The sequence below is a fragment of the Marinobacter flavimaris genome (genome assembly GCF_045057155.1).
Classification (GTDB): Bacteria; Pseudomonadota; Gammaproteobacteria; order Pseudomonadales; family Oleiphilaceae; genus Marinobacter; species Marinobacter manganoxydans.
The window spans coordinates 2,358,761-2,375,744 of record NZ_CP171359.1; the positions used below are offsets into that span (position 1 = coordinate 2,358,761).

Annotated in this window: 16 protein-coding genes; 8 read left to right on the forward strand and 8 right to left on the reverse strand. The window is 59.1% G+C overall.

Features of this window, described 5'->3' with window-relative positions; translation table 11 throughout:
- Window positions 1–17 precede the first annotated feature (17 nt).
- The gene (locus ACGK9W_RS11025; RefSeq protein WP_008173879.1) at window positions 18–1,118 is read left to right on the forward strand and encodes an NADH:flavin oxidoreductase; all 1,101 of its coding nucleotides are present in this window, start codon (window positions 18–20) and stop codon (window positions 1,116–1,118) included.
- Between the two features lie 105 nt (window positions 1,119–1,223).
- Window positions 1,224–2,009: a ZIP family metal transporter gene (locus tag ACGK9W_RS11030; protein WP_008173877.1), complete on the forward strand. Its 786-nt coding sequence runs from the start codon at window positions 1,224–1,226 to the stop codon at window positions 2,007–2,009.
- Here ACGK9W_RS11030 and ACGK9W_RS11035 read toward each other — a convergent pair.
- Complete coding sequence (locus tag ACGK9W_RS11035) at window positions 1,996–2,904, reverse strand: LysR family transcriptional regulator (protein WP_405416807.1); 909 nt, start codon at window positions 2,902–2,904, stop codon at window positions 1,996–1,998. The genes ACGK9W_RS11030 and ACGK9W_RS11035 overlap by 14 nt on opposite strands.
- Before the next feature lie 186 nt (window positions 2,905–3,090).
- On the opposite strand from ACGK9W_RS11035, the gene ACGK9W_RS11040 reads away from it, so the two are divergent.
- From ACGK9W_RS11040 to ACGK9W_RS11050, 3 genes are all read left to right on the forward strand, one after another.
- Window positions 3,091–4,602 (forward strand): CoA-acylating methylmalonate-semialdehyde dehydrogenase, encoded by a 1,512-nt coding sequence (locus ACGK9W_RS11040; protein WP_219120486.1) that lies wholly within the window; start codon window positions 3,091–3,093, stop codon window positions 4,600–4,602.
- A 28-nt stretch (window positions 4,603–4,630) separates the two neighbouring features.
- A complete protein-coding gene (locus tag ACGK9W_RS11045) occupies window positions 4,631–6,301 on the forward strand; it encodes a GMC family oxidoreductase (RefSeq protein ID WP_405416810.1) in 1,671 nt (556 codons plus the stop codon).
- Between the two features lie 90 nt (window positions 6,302–6,391).
- Complete coding sequence (locus tag ACGK9W_RS11050) at window positions 6,392–7,012, forward strand: LysE family translocator (RefSeq protein WP_092033575.1); 621 nt, start codon at window positions 6,392–6,394, stop codon at window positions 7,010–7,012.
- A gap of 5 nt (window positions 7,013–7,017) precedes the next feature.
- Here ACGK9W_RS11050 and ACGK9W_RS11055 read toward each other — a convergent pair whose 3' ends face one another.
- A complete protein-coding gene (locus ACGK9W_RS11055) occupies window positions 7,018–7,689 on the reverse strand; it encodes an NAD(P)H-binding protein (RefSeq protein WP_104269849.1) in 672 nt (223 codons plus the stop codon).
- A gap of 137 nt (window positions 7,690–7,826) precedes the next feature.
- Between ACGK9W_RS11055 and ACGK9W_RS11060 the strand changes: the two genes are divergently transcribed.
- Window positions 7,827–8,618 carry a M48 family metallopeptidase gene (locus ACGK9W_RS11060; protein WP_405416813.1) on the forward strand — a complete coding sequence of 264 codons (792 nt, stop codon included), beginning with the start codon at window positions 7,827–7,829 and terminating at the stop codon, window positions 8,616–8,618.
- Between the two features lie 69 nt (window positions 8,619–8,687).
- A complete protein-coding gene (locus ACGK9W_RS11065) occupies window positions 8,688–9,200 on the forward strand; it encodes a DUF2244 domain-containing protein (protein WP_092033567.1) in 513 nt (170 codons plus the stop codon).
- A gap of 23 nt (window positions 9,201–9,223) precedes the next feature.
- Here the strand turns inward: ACGK9W_RS11065 and ACGK9W_RS11070 are convergent, their stop codons facing one another.
- Complete coding sequence (locus ACGK9W_RS11070; RefSeq protein WP_405416815.1) at window positions 9,224–10,006, reverse strand: substrate-binding periplasmic protein; 783 nt, start codon at window positions 10,004–10,006, stop codon at window positions 9,224–9,226.
- 211 nt (window positions 10,007–10,217) lie between these two features.
- Window positions 10,218–11,126, reverse strand: a complete 909-nt coding sequence (locus tag ACGK9W_RS11075; RefSeq protein WP_405416816.1) for a diacylglycerol/lipid kinase family protein — start codon at window positions 11,124–11,126, stop codon at window positions 10,218–10,220.
- Between the two features lie 79 nt (window positions 11,127–11,205).
- Between ACGK9W_RS11075 and ACGK9W_RS11080 the strand changes: the two genes are divergently transcribed.
- A complete protein-coding gene (locus ACGK9W_RS11080; protein WP_053112781.1) occupies window positions 11,206–12,096 on the forward strand; it encodes a haloalkane dehalogenase in 891 nt (296 codons plus the stop codon).
- Between the two features lie 26 nt (window positions 12,097–12,122).
- Here ACGK9W_RS11080 and rarD read toward each other — a convergent pair whose 3' ends face one another.
- From rarD to ACGK9W_RS11100, 4 genes are all read right to left on the reverse strand, one after another.
- Complete coding sequence (gene rarD / locus ACGK9W_RS11085; RefSeq protein ID WP_405416818.1) at window positions 12,123–13,013, reverse strand: EamA family transporter RarD; 891 nt, start codon at window positions 13,011–13,013, stop codon at window positions 12,123–12,125.
- A 26-nt stretch (window positions 13,014–13,039) separates the two neighbouring features.
- Window positions 13,040–13,927, reverse strand: coding sequence for a DMT family transporter (locus ACGK9W_RS11090; RefSeq protein WP_014577944.1), 888 nt, complete (start codon window positions 13,925–13,927; stop codon window positions 13,040–13,042).
- A 103-nt stretch (window positions 13,928–14,030) separates the two neighbouring features.
- Entirely contained in the window at window positions 14,031–16,226 is a 2,196-nt protein-coding gene (locus ACGK9W_RS11095) for a hypothetical protein (protein ID WP_405416821.1), read from the reverse strand.
- Window positions 16,223–16,957 (reverse strand): TVP38/TMEM64 family protein, encoded by a 735-nt coding sequence (locus ACGK9W_RS11100; protein WP_008173851.1) that lies wholly within the window; start codon window positions 16,955–16,957, stop codon window positions 16,223–16,225. The genes ACGK9W_RS11095 and ACGK9W_RS11100 overlap by 4 nt, the downstream gene beginning before the upstream one ends.
- Window positions 16,958–16,984: the final 27 nt, after the last annotated feature.

Below are 16,984 nucleotides of genomic sequence, written 5' to 3' on the forward strand. Positions count from 1 at the left end.
AACATGAAAGGGTATCTATGAGCGACGTGATGCAATCCATCAAATTCAACACCATCGAGGTACCTAATCGATTCGCCCTGGCACCAATGACACGCACCAGTGCGGAGCCGGACGGCACCCCGAATGCCCTGATGGCAGACCATTACGAACGCTACGCGAGGGGCGGCTTTGGTCTGGTGATCACCGAGGGAACCTATACCGATGGCAAGGCAAGCCAGGGCTATGCCAACCAGCCCGGCATCATCAACGAAGCGCAGATAGATGGCTGGAAGACCATTGTCGAACGGGTACACGCCGCAGGCAGCAAGATCATCGTTCAGTTGATGCACGCCGGCGCGCAGTTCCAGGCCAACCGTTTCACCGACCAGCCACAGGCGCCCAGCGAAGTTACCCCAAAAGGCGCCCCGCTTGGTTTCTATGGCGACCAGACTGAGTGGCAAACGCCCAGCGCCATGACCAGGACCGACATTCAGGCGGCGGTTGAAGGTTTTGCACATTCCGCCGCCAATGCGAAAGCCGCCGGCTTCGATGGCATTGAGATTCACGGGGCCAACGGCTATCTGTTGAATCAGTTCCTGAGCACCTACTTTAACCAACGCGACGATGAGTACGGTGGTTCACTGGAAAACCGGCTGCGCCTGGTGGTTGAAGTGGTCCGTGCGATTCGCGAGGCCGTTGGCGAGGACTTCACCGTAGGCATCCGCCTGTCTCAGGGCACGGTCACTGATCCAGACCACCAGCTGCCGGAGGGTGAAGCCGGATTCCGTCAGATTGTGGAAGCGGTCCGCGATGCAGGTGCCGATTTCGTCCATACAACCGACGGTGACGTTAACCGGAAGCATTTTGTAGAGGGTGATGAGAGCCTGGCTGGCGTGGCCGCCAGCGTTGAAGGGATCGGTCTTATCCTCAATGGCAACATTGATGAAACCAACTGCCAGGATGTGGCCAACCAGTTCCCGGACGCGTTGCTTGCGGTGGGCAAGAAGGCGCTCGCAAACCCGGACTTCGTGCAGCGCCTCAAAGACGGCAAAGAGATTGCAGACATCGATTTCGCGATGCTGCAACCGAAGGCCACCATTTCCAACGAGCTGGCCTGGCGCGAGCAGAACGCCGCCTGATCGCTTTTCTCTCCCGAGAAATGCAGCCGGAGGAACCCACAGCGGGGCCTCCGGCGTAGCTACTTCAAGCTGCTATGCTGACATTACAAGTCAACGGGAGACTGAATGACTTCTGACATCAGTATTGTCTGGCTGGGAACCATTGCCAGCCTGCTGGCGGGCCTTGCCAGTGGCGTGGGCGCCCTGGGTGTGTTTCTTGTCCGTACCCTCACCCATAAACTGCAGGACGGTATGCTGGCTTCAGCCGCAGGCGTGATGTTGGCGGCGTCATTTTTTTCTCTGTTACTACCTGGCCTCGAGTACGGCGAACAGATTACTGGCGAAACCTGGACCGCCGCGCTGATTGTCATTTTCGGCCTGCTCTCCGGTGCCGCTGCCCTCTACTTTGTGCACCAGAAGCTGCCGCATCAGCACTTCGAACTGGGCCGGGAAGGATCGGACGCTTCTTACATCCGCGGCATTTGGCTCTTTATTGTCGCTATAACCCTCCACAACTTCCCCGAAGGCATGGCGGTGGGCGTCGGTTTCGCCGGCGGCGATGTCAATAATGGCTATGTTCTTGCCACCGGTATCGGACTCCAGAACATTCCGGAGGGGCTGGCCGTCGCTTTTTCGCTATTGGCCATCAACTACTCGCGAATCAAGGCCTTCAGCATTGCCCTGATGACTGGATTGGCCGAGCCACTGGGTGGTCTCTTCGGAGCGACGCTTGTCTGGCTTGCCGAGCCAATAATGCCCTGGACCCTTGGCTTCGCAGCAGGCGCCATGCTGTTCATCATCAGCAATGAAATTATCCCCGAAACCCATCACCGGCAATGGAAAATCATGTCCACCTTCTGCCTGATGGGCGGTTTTGCCGTAATGATGTTCCTGGATGCTACGTTGGGCTAACCGCCCAGACACCCGCCAGGGCTTCCAGAGCCTCCGCGATCAGAGGCTCGCCCTGTCGGTCCTGGTGCCATACGAAACTGAGCGCGCAAGGCAACTGCAACCCCTCAACAATTTCCAGGCCGGTTTCCTGGCGCTCAGCCATCGCCAATGCATCCCGCGCGAGACTCAAACCCACACCTGCCCTGACCAGGTCCAGCATGCACGCCTCCTGATCGACCTGGGCTACGCCCCGCGGCATTAACCCCATGGGTTCCAGAGTGCCTTTAAGCAGCCGGTGATGAACGGAGTCTTCTGGGGTCACAATCCAGGGCATAGCTGCCAAGTCGGACCACTGGGCCGACCGAAGCCTCGGCCCCCAACCCGCCGGCGCAACCACATAGTAGTGAAACCGGGTCAGCTCACGGTGAACCACATCCGGCGCCAGTGCACCCGGCCCGACGCCGGGCGGCGCCAGAAAAAAACCGACATCGAGGCGGCCATCCCTGACCTGTTCCAACACGCTGCCACTCATACCCTGACGCAGCTCGGTTTCCAGTTGTGGCGCCCGTTCCACCAGGCGGTGCAGAAACGCCCCGAGACGGATAAATTCCGGATCCACGATGGTACCAATCCGCAACCGCCCTCGAAGTGTGTTATGCAATGCCCGGGCGCTCTGCGCAAACGCCGCCATGGCAGCGAGTGCTTTTTCAGCCGAAGGCAAGAGAGCCTGACCATCGGGGGTCAACACCAGACCCTGGGGCTTGCGCAGGAACAGTTTGAGTTCCAGTTCGTCCTGCAGTTGCTTGAGCTTGAGGCTGACGGCGGGCTGAGTCAGATGGAGGCGAGTGGCGGCGCGGCTTACACTGCCCTCACGGGCGACAGTAACGAACGCCCGAAGGCTCTGAAGGGGGTACATAAGCGTCTCGTTTCAGGTTCTCGATATAAGATTACCTTATATCTGGCTTTTGAAAATCTCAATTGCTTTCCCCCTTTGCCACACCTAACCTGTATGGTCAGAAATTACCCAAAGCTCCTTAAGGGCCCTTAGCAGAATGCATTTCTGCCATTTCGAGCGGCCAATCGCGAAAAGACAGAGGCATCCATGACCAACGCAACCATCCAGCATTATATCAATGGCGAAATATCTCTCGGCACATCCAGCCAGTCCCAGGACGTGTTCAATCCGGCCACCGGACAGGTCACAGGCCGCGTAGCTCTGGCCGGCCGTGAGGACGTAGACGCCGCTGTTGCTGCCGCCGATGCTGCATTCCCCGCCTGGGCCGACACACCGCCCATTCGCCGGGCCAGGGTCATGTTCAAGTTTCTGGAACTGTTGAACACTCACAAGGATGACCTGGCCCGCGCCATCACCGCGGAGCATGGCAAGGTATTCACGGACGCCCAGGGCGAAGTAGCCCGGGGCATCGACATCGTCGAGTTCGCCTGCGGCATTCCCCAGCTTCTGAAAGGCGATTACACCGAGCAGGTCAGCACGGGTATCGATAACTGGACCACCCGCCAGCCCCTGGGCGTGGTCGCCGGCGTTACCCCGTTCAACTTCCCGGCGATGGTGCCCATGTGGATGTTTCCGGTAGCCATCGCCGCAGGCAATACCTTTGTCCTGAAGCCCAGCCCCCTCGACCCGAGTGCTTCCCTGATGATCGCCGACCTGCTGAAACAGGCCGGACTGCCCGATGGCGTATTTAACGTGGTGCAGGGCGACAAGGACGCGGTGAACGCCCTGATCGAGCATCCGGATGTCCAGGCCCTGAGTTTTGTCGGATCCACCCCGATTGCCAACCTGCTTTACGAGAAAGGCGCCAAGCACGGCAAGCGTATTCAGGCGCTGGGCGGCGCCAAGAACCACATGGTGGTGATGCCGGACGCCGATCTCGACAAAGCGGTCGATGCCCTGATCGGTGCCGCTTATGGTAGTGCCGGCGAGCGCTGCATGGCCATCAGTGTGGCGGTGCTTGTCGGGGATGTTGCGGACAAGATCGTGCCAAGACTGGCCGAGCGGGCCCGAAGCCTGAAAGTGAAAAACGGCGAACAGCTGGATGCCGAAATGGGCCCGATTGTTACCGCCGCCGCACACCAGCGCATTACCGGCTACATTGACAAGGGTGTGGCGGAAGGTGCCGAGCTGGTCGTGGATGGCCGGGAGTTCGATGCCTCGAACACCGGCGATGGCTGCGCCGATGGTTTCTGGATGGGCGGTTCACTGTTTGATCACGTCACGCCCGACATGACGATCTATCGTGAAGAAATCTTCGGACCGGTTCTGGCCTGTGTCCGGGTACCCGATATCGCAACGGCGATTCGTCTGATCAACGACCACGAATTCGGCAACGGTGTCAGCTGCTTCACCGAGAGCGGCAGCGTGGCCCGGGAATTTGGCCGCCGAATCCAGGTCGGCATGGTCGGGATTAACGTACCCATTCCCGTACCCATGGCGTGGCACGGCTTTGGCGGCTGGAAGCGCTCGATGTTTGGCGACACCCACGCTTACGGCGAAGAGGGCGTTAAGTTCTACACGCGCCAGAAATCCATCATGCAGCGCTGGTCCGATTCCATTGATGCCGGTGCGGAATTTGTGATGCCGACCGCCAAGTAACTACAGAACCAGCAGCGGAGAAAACGCCATGTCCGACAACAACAATGCGACGGGACATCAGGAGTTCGATTACATCATTATCGGCGCCGGCACTGCCGGCTGCCTGCTGGCCAACCGGCTGAGCGCAAACCCGGAGAATCGGGTGCTACTGATCGAGGCTGGCGGACGGGATAACTATCACTGGATTCATATCCCGGTGGGCTACCTGTACTGCATCGACAATCCGCGAACAGACTGGCGTTTCCGTACCGAGCCCGATCCTGGCCTGAACGGCCGATCCCTCATCTACCCCCGCGGCAAGACTCTGGGTGGCTGCTCCAGCATCAACGGGATGCTCTATATTCGTGGTCAGGCCCGTGATTACCAGCAGTGGGCCGAAATTACCGGCGAGGACGCCTGGAACTGGGACAACTGTCTTCCCGATTTCATGCGCCATGAAGATCACTACCGCCTTGATGAGGGCGGCGATGCCGATCCGGAGCACCGCAAGTACCACGGTCACGGCGGGGAATGGCGTGTGGAGCATCAGCGCCTGAAGTGGAAAGTGCTGGAGGACTTTGCCACTGCCTGCGTCGAGGCGGGCATACCCCGGACCCGGGATTTCAACCGCGGCGACAACGAGGGCGTGGATTACTTTGAGGTGAACCAGCGCTCCGGCTGGCGCTGGAATACGTCCAAAGCGTTCCTGAGGAACGCGGAAAAACGTTCCAACCTGACCCTGTGGCACTCAACCCATGTATTAGGGCTCGAGACAGAAAACGCCGGCTCCGGACCTCGCTGTGTCGGCGTTCGGGTCGAGCGGTCTGGCGGAGATGACGTTATCGCCCGGGCAAAACGGGAAGTTATCCTCTCCGCTGGCGCCATTGGCTCCCCGCAGCTGCTCCAACTCTCGGGCATTGGTCCCGCCGACCTCCTCAAGGAACACGGCATTGATGTAGTTGCCGACCTGCCCGGCGTTGGCGAGAACCTCCAGGATCACTTGCAGATCCGGTCTGTGTACAAGGTGAAAGGGGTCACAACGCTGAACACCATGGCCAACTCCCTGATCGGCAAGGCCAGGATCGGCCTGGAATACCTGCTTACACGCTCGGGGCCGATGAGTATGGCGCCCTCACAGCTGTGTCTGTTTACCCGCAGTTCGGAGGAATACGATTACGCCAACATCGAATACCATGTGCAGCCCCTTAGCCTGGACGCCTTCGGGCAGCCGCTTCACAATTTCCCGGCCATCACTGCCAGCGTTTGCAATCTGAACCCCACCAGCCGGGGTACGGTGCGCATCCGCAGCAACGATCCAAAACAGGCGCCGGCGATATCCCCCAATTACCTGAGCACGCCGGAAGACCGGAAAGTTGCGGCAGACTCTTTGCGGGTGACGCGCCGCATTGCCGAACAGCCCGCGTTCATGCAGTACCAGCCGGAGGAATTCAAACCCGGACTTGAGTACCGGACCGACGACGAGCTGGCGAAGCTGGCGGGCGACATCGGCACCACGATCTTTCACCCGGTGGGCACTACCCGTATGGGGCGAGCCGATGATGAACAGGCAGTAGTGGACCCACACCTGAGGGTCCGGGGTGTGGCGGGATTGCGCGTGGTGGATGCTGGGGTAATGCCCACGATCACCAGCGGCAACACCAATTCGCCAACCCTGATGATTGCCGAGAAGGCCGCCAGGTGGATTCTGGCGGGTGATTGAGCATTGAACTGATTGCAGTTTCCAGGTTTTTACCGGCGGACAGGCTGCTAGAATCGGCAGCCTGTTTCAATTGCAAAGGACTGACCCACCATGACGCTTGCAACCTGGCTGACCGTGGTCACCATCTGCATTCTGGGCGCTATGTCCCCGGGACCCTCGCTGGCACTGGTGCTCAAGCAGACGCTCACCGGTGGTCGGCGCAATGGCATCATGACCGCTCTTAGCCATGGCATCGGTGTCGGCATCTATGCCTTTCTGAGCATCCTCGGGCTCGCCGCCATCATCACCGCCTCGCCAACGGCGTTTTCAATTCTGCAATGGGGCGGCGCCCTGTACCTGGCCTGGCTGGGCGTGAAAGGACTGATGGCAAAGCGGCAGGCGGATGACGAACTGCCCGAGCCGCCCACCACCAAAAGTGCGGCCCGTGACGGTTTTCTGATTGCCTTCTTCAACCCGAAAATCGCGGTATTCTTCCTGGCCCTGTTCAGCCAGGTCGTGGGCACCGACACCAGCCTGATGGCCAAGTTCGGCTATGCCGCAACCGCCCTTGTCATTGATACCAGCTGGTACCTGATCGTTGCCTGGCTGTTCTCCAACCCGAAATGGCTGACCCTGCTCAGACAGAAAGCCGTGTGGTTCGAGCGTATCTTCGGGGCCATTCTGCTTGGCCTGGCTGGCCGTCTGGTTGTCGGGATTCTGAACGGGAAATAACCGGCTCAGCCCGCCAGCTGGACGATCTCATCGTACTCGCGCGTCTGGACCACCTGCTCGGCGGCGGGTTCTGCCGCCAGATGGCAGGCCTCATTGACCATGGCACTGGCCACTGTTTGCGCCTCAATGCCGCGGTACTTATCTAGGGGACCGATCAGCAGACGGTTCACCAGCGGCATCGCTTTTATGCCAAGGGCCTCGGCGGTGCGCTGTTCTTTGCGATCGCCCAACAACAGACTCGGGTGATAGATGGACAGGTAGGGATAGTCGAGATCTCTCAGGGCGTCTTCAAGCTCGCCCTTTACCCGGTTATAGAAAATAGTCGACGACGACGAGGCACCGATCGCAGACATCAGGATGAACGCTCGCACTCCACGGGAGCGGCCCAGCTCACCCGCTTTCATCGGGTAGCCCAGATCCACCTTCCGGAACTGATCCTGTGAGCCCGCTTTTTTGATGGTGGTGCCCAGGCAGCAGATAATCACATCTACGTCGAACAGTTCGGCGTGATCCTCCAAGCGATCGAAATCGACTTCATGCTGTGCCAGTTTGTCATGCAGCGTCGGCAGCTTGTGTCTCACCAGCGCCACCACCTGCGAAACTTCCTCCCTTCCCAGCAAACCCTGTAGCACTTTGCCACCAGTCAGGCCGGTAGCGCCCAGCAACATCACCCTCATAATCGTCTTTCCCCCATAACCGACTTACCATCCTACCAAAGACCCGCAACAAACGCTGACAGGATGGCGTAAGTCTCCCCGACCGCGAATACTAACGATAGAATCAGAGTTTTACTTTACGGGTAACGGAGACCTGCTTGAAATCGCTTTTGCTTATCCTCGTGACTGTCATCTTCCTTACCGGCTGCCAGGAATCCCCTACCGGCCGGAACCGCCTGGCCCTGGTTCCCGAAGCTGTTCTGGCTGATATGGGCCAGGAAAGCTTCGCGCAGATAAAGCAGCAAAATGCCGTAATCAGAAGGCCTGACATCAACCGCTTAGTACAGTGTATTACGGAAGCTCTGGTCAGCGCCGCCCACACCCGATATCCGGACGCTCCAATGCCACAGTCCTGGGAGATTGCCGTCTTTGAAAATGCCACACCCAACGCTTTTGCCCTCCCCGGAGGCAAGATCGGCGTGCATTCAGGGCTACTTGAACTGGCCGAAAATCAGGCCCAGCTGGCCACGGTGATTGGTCACGAAATAGCCCATGTTCTTGCCGACCACGGCAATGAACGCCTGACCCAGGAACTGGGCCTGCAAGCAGGAATGCTGCTGGTGGGCCTGTTCACCGAAAGTGAAATTGCGGAGAACCAGATACAGCAGGCTCTGGGCATTGGCGCCCAACTGGGTATTACGCTGCCGTTCAGTCGTGCCCATGAGGAGGAGGCCGATTTGATGGGCCTGGAAATCATGGCCCGGGCCGGTTTTGAACCGGGCCAGAGTGTCAGGCTCTGGCAGAACATGGCGCAGGCTTCGGGCGCACAACCGCTGGAATTTCTATCCACCCATCCGAATCACGACACCCGCATTGCCTCCCTTCAAAATCAGCTGGAGACTGCCCGCTCGGTTTTTGAAACGGTTCCTCCAGCCGACTGTCAGATCTGATCAAGTCGCACTCACCGTATAATTGACTATCATCAAGTCTAGCGGCGCGTTAAAACTGAGGCAGATTCCATGGTGGAACGCTTGCCACATCCGGATGGTTTCCGGCTGGTCCTGACACCCAACCGTTCCCTCAGCTGGCATGGCAATGTCCGGATCTGGGCCGCCCTGTTCGTGCTTTCAGCCCTTATCGCAACGGGCTTTACGCTTATGGGCGCCTGGGTGATTATTCCGTTTGCCGGGCTGGAGCTGATTGCGCTCGCTTGCGGCATCTACCTGACCTCACGGGAGTGCCAGCGGCAGGAGGTGCTGTCCATCGACGATGAGGACATTCGTCTGGAGAAAGGCAGAAAGCGCAAGCAGGCCGAGTGGACCCTTCCCACCCGTTATGCGCGGCTCAGGGTTGCCTCACCGCCGCACCCGTTCACACCGGCTAAGCTCTCTCTGACCCATCGGGATACCGAAGTATCAATTGGCGGTTTTCTGAACATCGAGGATACCGAAAAGCTCATTGGCATGCTTGAGAAGAACGGGTTGCTGATCGAACGCAAAGAGCCCGATCCGCAGATCGGGCTCTGGTTCTGATCATTCCGCCCATTCCTGATTGCTTACTCGTAACTTGCCGCGATTCTTTCGATCTCTCCAGCCTCACGGGCCTCGTCCAAAGCCTGCTGGAGATCCTCGATCACAGCCGGATCGGTATTGTTGCTGAATGCCAGATACATGGGCGTCTCCCGGAATACCAGCACCGGCTGCAGCCCGGTGATACCGTGCTCTTCCTCTGCCATCAGGGGGCCCACCAGGCCGTCGGTCACCCACAGGTCGGCCTGGCCGAGGGTGAGGCGACGAGTGTTCACACCACCTGAAACCCCCATCACCACGTTGAATCCCTGGTCAACCAGGTACTCGGACATCACATCGCCCTTGTACCCGGCGATTCTCAGGTCTTTGGCTTCTTCCAGGGAGTCCAGAGAGATATCGGAGTCTGGCGCGGCAAACAACGTCCACTTGATTGATGCCAGGGGACCTACCCATTGAAACTGATCTTCCCGTTCGTCGGTGCGCGCGGTGCAGAACAGACCATGATTTTCGCGATCCTGTACCCAGTTGTAGGCATAGCTCCAGTCCCGCATTTTCATCACGTAGTCATAGTCGACCCGGGACAGCATCGCCTTGACCATATCCGCACAGATACCGGTTATGTCGTCTTCATTGTGGGCGAACCCTTTCCCGGTTTCAGAGGCATTATAGGGAGGGTAGTTTTCCGTAAAGATATACAGGCGCTCGGCCGCAAGGGCCGGGAGGCCAATGGCCGAAAGGGTCAACGCGATGAGGCCGGTTTTAATGCCTGTGATTAACTTCGAGGAGACCGGTGCAGTTTCTGTGGGCATTCTCTAGTCCTTTTCGACGATTCAGCTGGAACGGAAGTCAGGCGGCCGCATTGAGTGGCCATAAACCAGGGATATGATTGCAAAAGCGACACACTGGCATTTAATGTCAGCCTTCTTGGTTGATTATGCCAGCAAAACCCATGATTGCGTTTCCTGCGGAAAAAGTCAGTGACAAAACGTATCTGGAAAACCTGCCATCTTTCTGTGGAGCTCAGGTGCCACCAGAGATAACGTCTCCGGCGTCACCGTCGGCAGTACTGACAATCCTGTCACCAATCACACGCAGGCAGGCGCTCTTGCAGACTACGTTGAGAGGCGTTCTGGAGACCACATCCCCGTCGGCCGTGACGGTCTTAGGTTTGCCGGTGTGTACCAGGCAGCGTTGGCTCCTGATATGAACCAGCGTACTGGTGCGCCGAGGAGTCTGCCGGTTCAGGCGAACCATAAGAAACGTGAACAAAAGCTGAAGAATGGGGCGTGGCCGGACCGCGACAATAGCCAGCTGGCCATCGCTGACGGATGCCTCGGGAATCTCGTTGCCACCGCCAAAAAAAGCGCCATTGGCCACCGCGATGGAAAGCCACCGGCCCTTCACGACGCCCCGATCGCAACGGATGGTTGCCCTGAAGCCTCGCTTCGCATTCAGCCGGCGTAATAATTCGACCACATAGCTGAAGCGCCCGAAGAGCTTTTTTTCGGTACTGCGGGATTCTCGTGCAGGGAGGGTTCCCATGCCGACATGGGCAACGTTCAAAAACATACCGTCACCATAATCCGCGACATCCACCATTTGCGTTCGGCCGCTGGCAATCAACTTACACAGCGCTCCCGGCTGGTGGGGAAGCCCCAGATTCCGGGCAAAGTCGTTGGCTGTACCAGACGGCAGGACAGCAAGGGTGGCCCCCTTCTCCCGGCAAACGGCGGCGGCCCGGCTTACCGAACCGTCTCCGCCCGCGACTATAAGCGTGTCCCGGTCGTCGAGCCTGGTGCTCCAGTCGGATTCCTCAAAGTCACGGCATAGAGGATCGTGGATACCGGCAGTTGCCAGGTGCTCCAGCCAGAAGTCCCGGCCTCGCTCACCATCGCCAGCACCGGAATTGCATATCAGCCAATAAGCCATGGCGCTTGTCTCTACTCCCCTGCTCCATCACAATCCTTTAGACCATTCCCTCACAATAATGAACAACAAGGCAAGCTCGATGGATTTTGTCAGAACCCCGGAAAAACGCTTTGAACGACTCCTGGATTACCCGTTTGAGCCCCACTACGTGGAGGTGGACGGGCTGCGTATGCACTACGTGGATGAAGGGCCGGCCGACGCAAGTCCCGTTCTGATGATGCATGGCGAACCTTCCTGGTCCTACCTCTACCGGCATATGATTCCGATCTGCGCGGCGGCCGGCCACCGGGTTATCGCCCCGGATCTGATCGGTTTCGGCAAGTCCGACAAACCCACGTCCCTTGACGACTATTCCTTCCAGCAGCACATGGACTGGATGCAGTCGTTCCTCGATCAGCTCGGACTCACCAACATCACTCTGGTATGCCAGGATTGGGGCTCATTGCTGGGGCTGCGGCTGGCGGCGGAGAATCCGGAACGGTTCCGGGCCATTGTGGTGGGCAACGGCATGTTACCTACCGGCGATCAGACAGCCCCGCCGGCCTTCAAGATCTGGAAGAATTTTGCCCTGCACAGTCCCTGGTTTCCCATTGCACGGATCATCAACACCGGCTCTTTCCGCAAGCTGGGCCCCGATGAAATGCGGGCCTACGACGCGCCCTTCCCTGGCAAAAAGTACAAAGCCGGCGCCCGGGCCTTCCCCAGACTGGTGCCGATGCACCCGGACGATCCCGCCAGTGAGGCTAACCGGAACGCCTGGAAAGTGCTCGAACGTTGGGAAAAGCCGTTTCTGACCACCTTCAGCAATGGCGATCCGATCACTCGGGGCGGCGACGCCTATATGCAGAAGCGGATTCCAGGTGCAAAAGACCAGCCCCACGTAACCCTCAAGGGCGGTCATTTTCTTCAGGAAGATTCACCCGTGCCCTTCGCCCGGGCCATCAATGATCTGCTCGCGACACTCTCCTGAGCGGTGTAGTCCTGAGGGTGGCAAACTCAATCCTGGCCCACCGGCACCCGCGGCCGGTAGTGCCAGGAAGACCAGCTGTACAGGCCCAGTGCAATCCAGATCACCAGAAAGCTCGTCAGTTGGGCGTCACTCAGAGGCTCGCCAAACACCAGCAGGGCAATAAAGAACTGCAGGGTGGGATTGATGTACATCAGGAAGCCGACGGTCGCCAACCGCAGGCGCCGGGCGGCACCGGCAAAAAGTAGCAGCGGAATGGCTGTCACAATGCCGCTGGCTATCAGCAGGCTGCCAATGTAGGCACTGTCGCCGAAGTGCGACATTCCCTCGCTCGCCAGCCATCCAAAGGTCAGCAGGCCGACCGGCAACAGCAGCATGGTTTCAACGAACAGGCCGGAAAGCCCATCGAGCACCACCTGTTTTCGAACGAGGCCATAAGTACCGAAACTCATGGCAAGGGCGAGTGAAATCCACGGCAGTTCACCAAGCATCGCAAGCTGGATCAGAATACCAACGCCTGCGAGCACCACCGCAGCCATCTGCCACGGCCCCATGCGTTCGCGAAGCACGAGCATGCCCAGGGCGACATTCACCAGTGGCGTCAGGAAATAGCCCAGGCTGGCCTGGAGAACATGGCGGGTTTCCACGGAATAAATGTAGATGCCCCAGTTGGCGGCAATGAGCAGCGCACAGGCAAGAACGCGCCAGAGCTGCTTCGGATTCGCCAATGCCGCTCTCACAGCAGGCCAGCGACGGAGGCCACTTATGACCACAGCGATAAAAACACAGGACCAGATGATCCGGTGAATCAAGATTTCAAAGGCCGGCACACCCTCAAACAGGGCAAAGAACAGAGGAAAACAGCCCCAGATCGTGTAGGCACTCAGGCCATACCAGACCCCTTTGGTCGCATCCGTCATGTATTATCCACTCCCGGACACCCTTCCTAGGCTGGTTTTTTCTGGGTGGCAACCAGAGCCACACCAACGATAGCGATGAGCCCGCCTGTCATTGCCAGTCCTCCAAGGCGCTCATCGAACAGCAGATACGCTTCCAGCGCGGTAACCGGAGGCACCAGGTAGAACAGGCTGGCCACCTGGGAAGCAGCACCCTGGCGTATCAGCCACATCAGAAGAAGGACGGCGCCGGTGGATAACCCAATCACAAGCCAGGCCATGGACAACTGCAACTGCAGGCTCCACTCAACCTCTCGGGTTTCGAGGGCGAAGGCTCCAATGGCAAACAGCGCGGCCGCTGCCGCAAATTGGATCAGCGTGCCGGCCACCAGATCCGCGCTGGCGCCGAAGCGTTTCTGGTAGACCGTGCCCATGGAAATTCCAGCGAGGGCAAAACCCGCCCAAAGCAGGCTCCAGGGAGAAAAGCCGGAGGCCTGACCACTCATACCGAACTTCTCGAGGAGGACAAGCGCCACACCGACCAGCCCCAAAATAAGTCCAATCCACTGACGTCCGCTGACTGTTTCCTTGAGGATTGCCACCGCCGCAGCAGCCGTCACCAGGGGTTGCAGCCCCACAATCAGGGAAACAATTCCGGACGCCATTCCGTCCTGAATCGCGTAGTAGACGCCGCCCAGATAGCAGCCATGCACCAACATCCCGGTGACCGCAAGGTGCCCAGCACCTCGCCAGCCCGGCCAGCGGGTTTTCATGACCCAGGCCAAGGCTCCAAGCACCACCAGTGTCAGCAGCATGCGGATCAGCAGCAGCGTAAACGGCTCCGCAAAGGGCAGACCGTACTTGGCCCCGATAAAACCAGTACTCCACAGCCAGACGAACAGCGCGGGCACGAAAAACGAGTAAAACAGTGAGCGCATGAAACTCAACCGGATTCGATGTATTTGTCAGTCAGCTTACTTTATAAGTTAGCAGGCAAACAAAACAGATACAGAAATCCGGTTTCGTGACCAGTACAGTTTGTCAGGCACGGGTCTCCGGCAGCCTTACTTCGATAGCCGGCTCGGAATCGTGCCAGTTACCCTCCCAGGTGACTTCGGGTGCTGCGCCCGGCCGGGGCGTAATGGTGACGGACACGGATCCGAAACTGGTCGGTGCCGGCCCGAAGCGGATTGGTTTGTCCTGCTCCAGCCACCGGGGAGGGATACCAGCTCCGAGAATGAGACGATCTCCCTCCTCCCGGACAAAGCAGTTGCGGACCATCAACACCCACTCGGCCGACGCCCAGACATGGTGACCATCGCCCATACAGCCGCCCTCGGTCGCCGGATGTATGGCTTCCGGCCATTGCCCGGTGGGCGATGCCAGGCCAGCCACCGCATCCACCAGATCCAGGAATCGAGCATCGCCCGCACGCAGGAGAACCTGAGCCACGTGCAGGGTGAGGTAGGCGTTAAGACCCGAGTGAATCATGTCCTGATAGAACGCCCCTTTCACAAAGCATTTTTCGAGCAGGAATTCGGCACAGTCCAGCAACCTGGGATCATCCGGCTCACACAGCTGGGTCGGATAACCCATCGCCAGTGAGCCTATGGCGCCCGCATCCAGGCGGCGATAGGGCGAGGCCGGCATTCCCGGTCGTTTGAGTCGCTGCTCGCAGGTTGCCAGGCTGCGATCCACCGTCTGGCTGAACTCCCGGGCACCGGCGCCGAAATGCTCGCCGATTTCCCGGTCAATCGTGGCAAACAGTGATTCGGCGGCCTTCAGGCCGGCGATGCCCCAGAAGTCGTCCCAGTAGTAATAGTCATTGGGCCCCAGGTGTTCGGCGCTGAATCCGGCGGGCAAAAGGCCAGCGTGAGGCCCTTCGATATTTTCACTCAGGCGTTTATTCTCGATCCAGCGAGCGCCCTTGCGCACCGGCTCCTGCCACTCCGGGTGCAGAGGTCGACCCGTAAGCTCATGGAACCGCCTCAGAATCCAGAGCACTTCTCCATTGGCATCCCATTCCCCTTCCTGGGAGCGGAAATAGCCGTTTTTCAGTTGCCGCGCCGGGAACTGGTAGAGCGCCCGCTCAGCGCGATCTGTAAGACCTGCACAGAGCAAGGCATGGATAATGAACGCGGCATCGCGAAACCAGAAACGCTTGTAGGTATAGGGCCCGGGGTACACATCTTCCGGAGAGTGCAGCACCAGGGAATTCAGGGCGGCGTCATAGAGGAACTGCCAGTTTTCGTCGGGGCACTCCAGGCGGGCATGGCCATGAAGGGCGGCCGCCCAGCCGTCAGAGCGAATAACTGGCGCCGACTCATCCTGCAGCGGCACCCTGAGCCTGAGCTCCGACTCCTCACCTGCTTCGACCCGGAACAGGGCCGCTGCGGTGACCATGCCGACGTCGCACTGCCCTTCGCACTGGTCTTCCTTGTCCTGCAGATGAATCCGAACATCACCCTCGCGATAGTTCGACACATGATGACGCTCTGCCGGGCGACTGAAAAACACCGCCTGCTTGCCATCTATGGTCCAGGCGTCTCTCTGCTCGGACAGCCGGACCTTGTTGATAAAGCTGATTCCTTCAGGATTGGCGGGGCGCAAGGATATGACCAGAGAGCCGGAAGTCTCGGCCCGGGCCTTCACGACCATTTCGCAAACCGCCCGGCCGTTCTCGACCACCACCCGGGAACGACTGGTCAGGGCCAGCCCGTCCAGTTCGGACTCTGTGACCACGCAGGGACCATCCTCAAGTTCCTGGCGTTGCCGGGCCGTTTTGCAACGAGAGGGCAGAAGGCACCGGCCATCGTCCGCCAGCAGCCACGCATCCAGTGACCAGCCGTCATGGAACGGTGTCAGCAACCCCCGGGGATCCACCACGGGCAACTCATCCACATCCGGCTGGCCGATGGCCGTCCAGTTACGGTTACTGAGATTGATGTGGGTAATCGAGAATGCCCGGGGAATGAAGGCAATGTCTTCGGGGTCGAACTGGCGCTCCACCCAGTAAGGCCAGACCCAATCGAGGTTGTGCTGGATGACCCGACTGTTGATCAGCCCCCGCGCATGGAAAACCACGCCGGCCCGGAGCAGTTCGATGGGCTCGCCGACTTCCGAAGGCTGGGCAAAACTGTGAAGTTTCCCGAGCAGCGCGATCGGATCGAGGAAACCATGGCGGTGGGCCACGCGTTTTACCAGGTAACGCCAGGGCAGCCACTTCATCCAGCTCATTCGTTTGCCTCCTGTTCTGTTGGCTCAGTCTCGACCTTGTAACGGGCGAGTGCCCGCCGGGCGAGACGATTGAGAAACACCACGGCCATTACCGTGCCTACGAAACCGGCACCGTAAATGGCCCACTCCAGGGGTGAACGGCCGGTTTCCCGCACACCCAGAGTTGACAGGTCGGCGGCAAGCGAGCCGAGATACACGTTATGCAGGGAAAAGGGAATCACACCGAAAAAGGTGCCGACAACGAAACCGCCAAACGAGAAGTTGGTGAGACCGAACAGAAAATTGGACAGCTTGCCGGGGAAGAAAGGGATCAGACGGGTCAGGAGTACGATTTTCCAGCCGTGAGGCGCCATTTCGTTGCTGACGACAGACAATCGCGCGCGGCTGCGAATGTACACACGGGCGTGCTCACCCAGAAAATGCCGGGCAACCAGAAAGGCAATGGCCGAGCCCAACGTAGTGCCCACCACCACGTAGGCTGTGCCTTCCAACACGCCGAACACGAAACCCGCTCCGGTGGTCAACAACACCCCGGGCAGAAGCAGCACCATGGCCAGCACCATGATGCCGACAAAGAGGAGAGCCGCCCAGGCCCCCTGGGTATCAAACCAGCGCAGAAGCTCAACGACCTGCTGATGCACACCGAAGGCGTAAAGCAGACCGACTATCAGCCCAACGGCGGCAATGCTCCCGCCCATCCAGAGGACGGGCGACTTCTTCCAGTTGCTCATGGCCTCACCCTAACGCGGGAGGGCACC

Coding starts and splice junctions, on each gene's coding strand:
- ACGK9W_RS11090 (WP_014577944.1), bottom strand. CDS start 13,927: ATGCGCTCACTGTTTTACTCGTTTTTCGTGCCCGCGCTGTTCGTCTGG.
- ACGK9W_RS11035 (WP_405416807.1), bottom strand. CDS start 2,904: ATGTACCCCCTTCAGAGCCTTCGGGCGTTCGTTACTGTCGCCCGTGAG.
- ACGK9W_RS11095 (WP_405416821.1), bottom strand. CDS start 16,226: ATGAGCTGGATGAAGTGGCTGCCCTGGCGTTACCTGGTAAAACGCGTG.
- ACGK9W_RS11025 (WP_008173879.1), top strand. CDS start 18: ATGAGCGACGTGATGCAATCCATCAAATTCAACACCATCGAGGTACCT.
- ACGK9W_RS11045 (WP_405416810.1), top strand. CDS start 4,631: ATGTCCGACAACAACAATGCGACGGGACATCAGGAGTTCGATTACATC.
- rarD (WP_405416818.1), bottom strand. CDS start 13,013: ATGACGGATGCGACCAAAGGGGTCTGGTATGGCCTGAGTGCCTACACG.
- ACGK9W_RS11055 (WP_104269849.1), bottom strand. CDS start 7,689: ATGAGGGTGATGTTGCTGGGCGCTACCGGCCTGACTGGTGGCAAAGTG.
- ACGK9W_RS11075 (WP_405416816.1), bottom strand. CDS start 11,126: ATGGCTTATTGGCTGATATGCAATTCCGGTGCTGGCGATGGTGAGCGA.
- ACGK9W_RS11040 (WP_219120486.1), top strand. CDS start 3,091: ATGACCAACGCAACCATCCAGCATTATATCAATGGCGAAATATCTCTC.
- ACGK9W_RS11070 (WP_405416815.1), bottom strand. CDS start 10,006: ATGCCCACAGAAACTGCACCGGTCTCCTCGAAGTTAATCACAGGCATT.
- ACGK9W_RS11030 (WP_008173877.1), top strand. CDS start 1,224: ATGACTTCTGACATCAGTATTGTCTGGCTGGGAACCATTGCCAGCCTG.
- ACGK9W_RS11100 (WP_008173851.1), bottom strand. CDS start 16,957: ATGAGCAACTGGAAGAAGTCGCCCGTCCTCTGGATGGGCGGGAGCATT.
- ACGK9W_RS11065 (WP_092033567.1), top strand. CDS start 8,688: ATGGTGGAACGCTTGCCACATCCGGATGGTTTCCGGCTGGTCCTGACA.
- ACGK9W_RS11080 (WP_053112781.1), top strand. CDS start 11,206: ATGGATTTTGTCAGAACCCCGGAAAAACGCTTTGAACGACTCCTGGAT.
- ACGK9W_RS11050 (WP_092033575.1), top strand. CDS start 6,392: ATGACGCTTGCAACCTGGCTGACCGTGGTCACCATCTGCATTCTGGGC.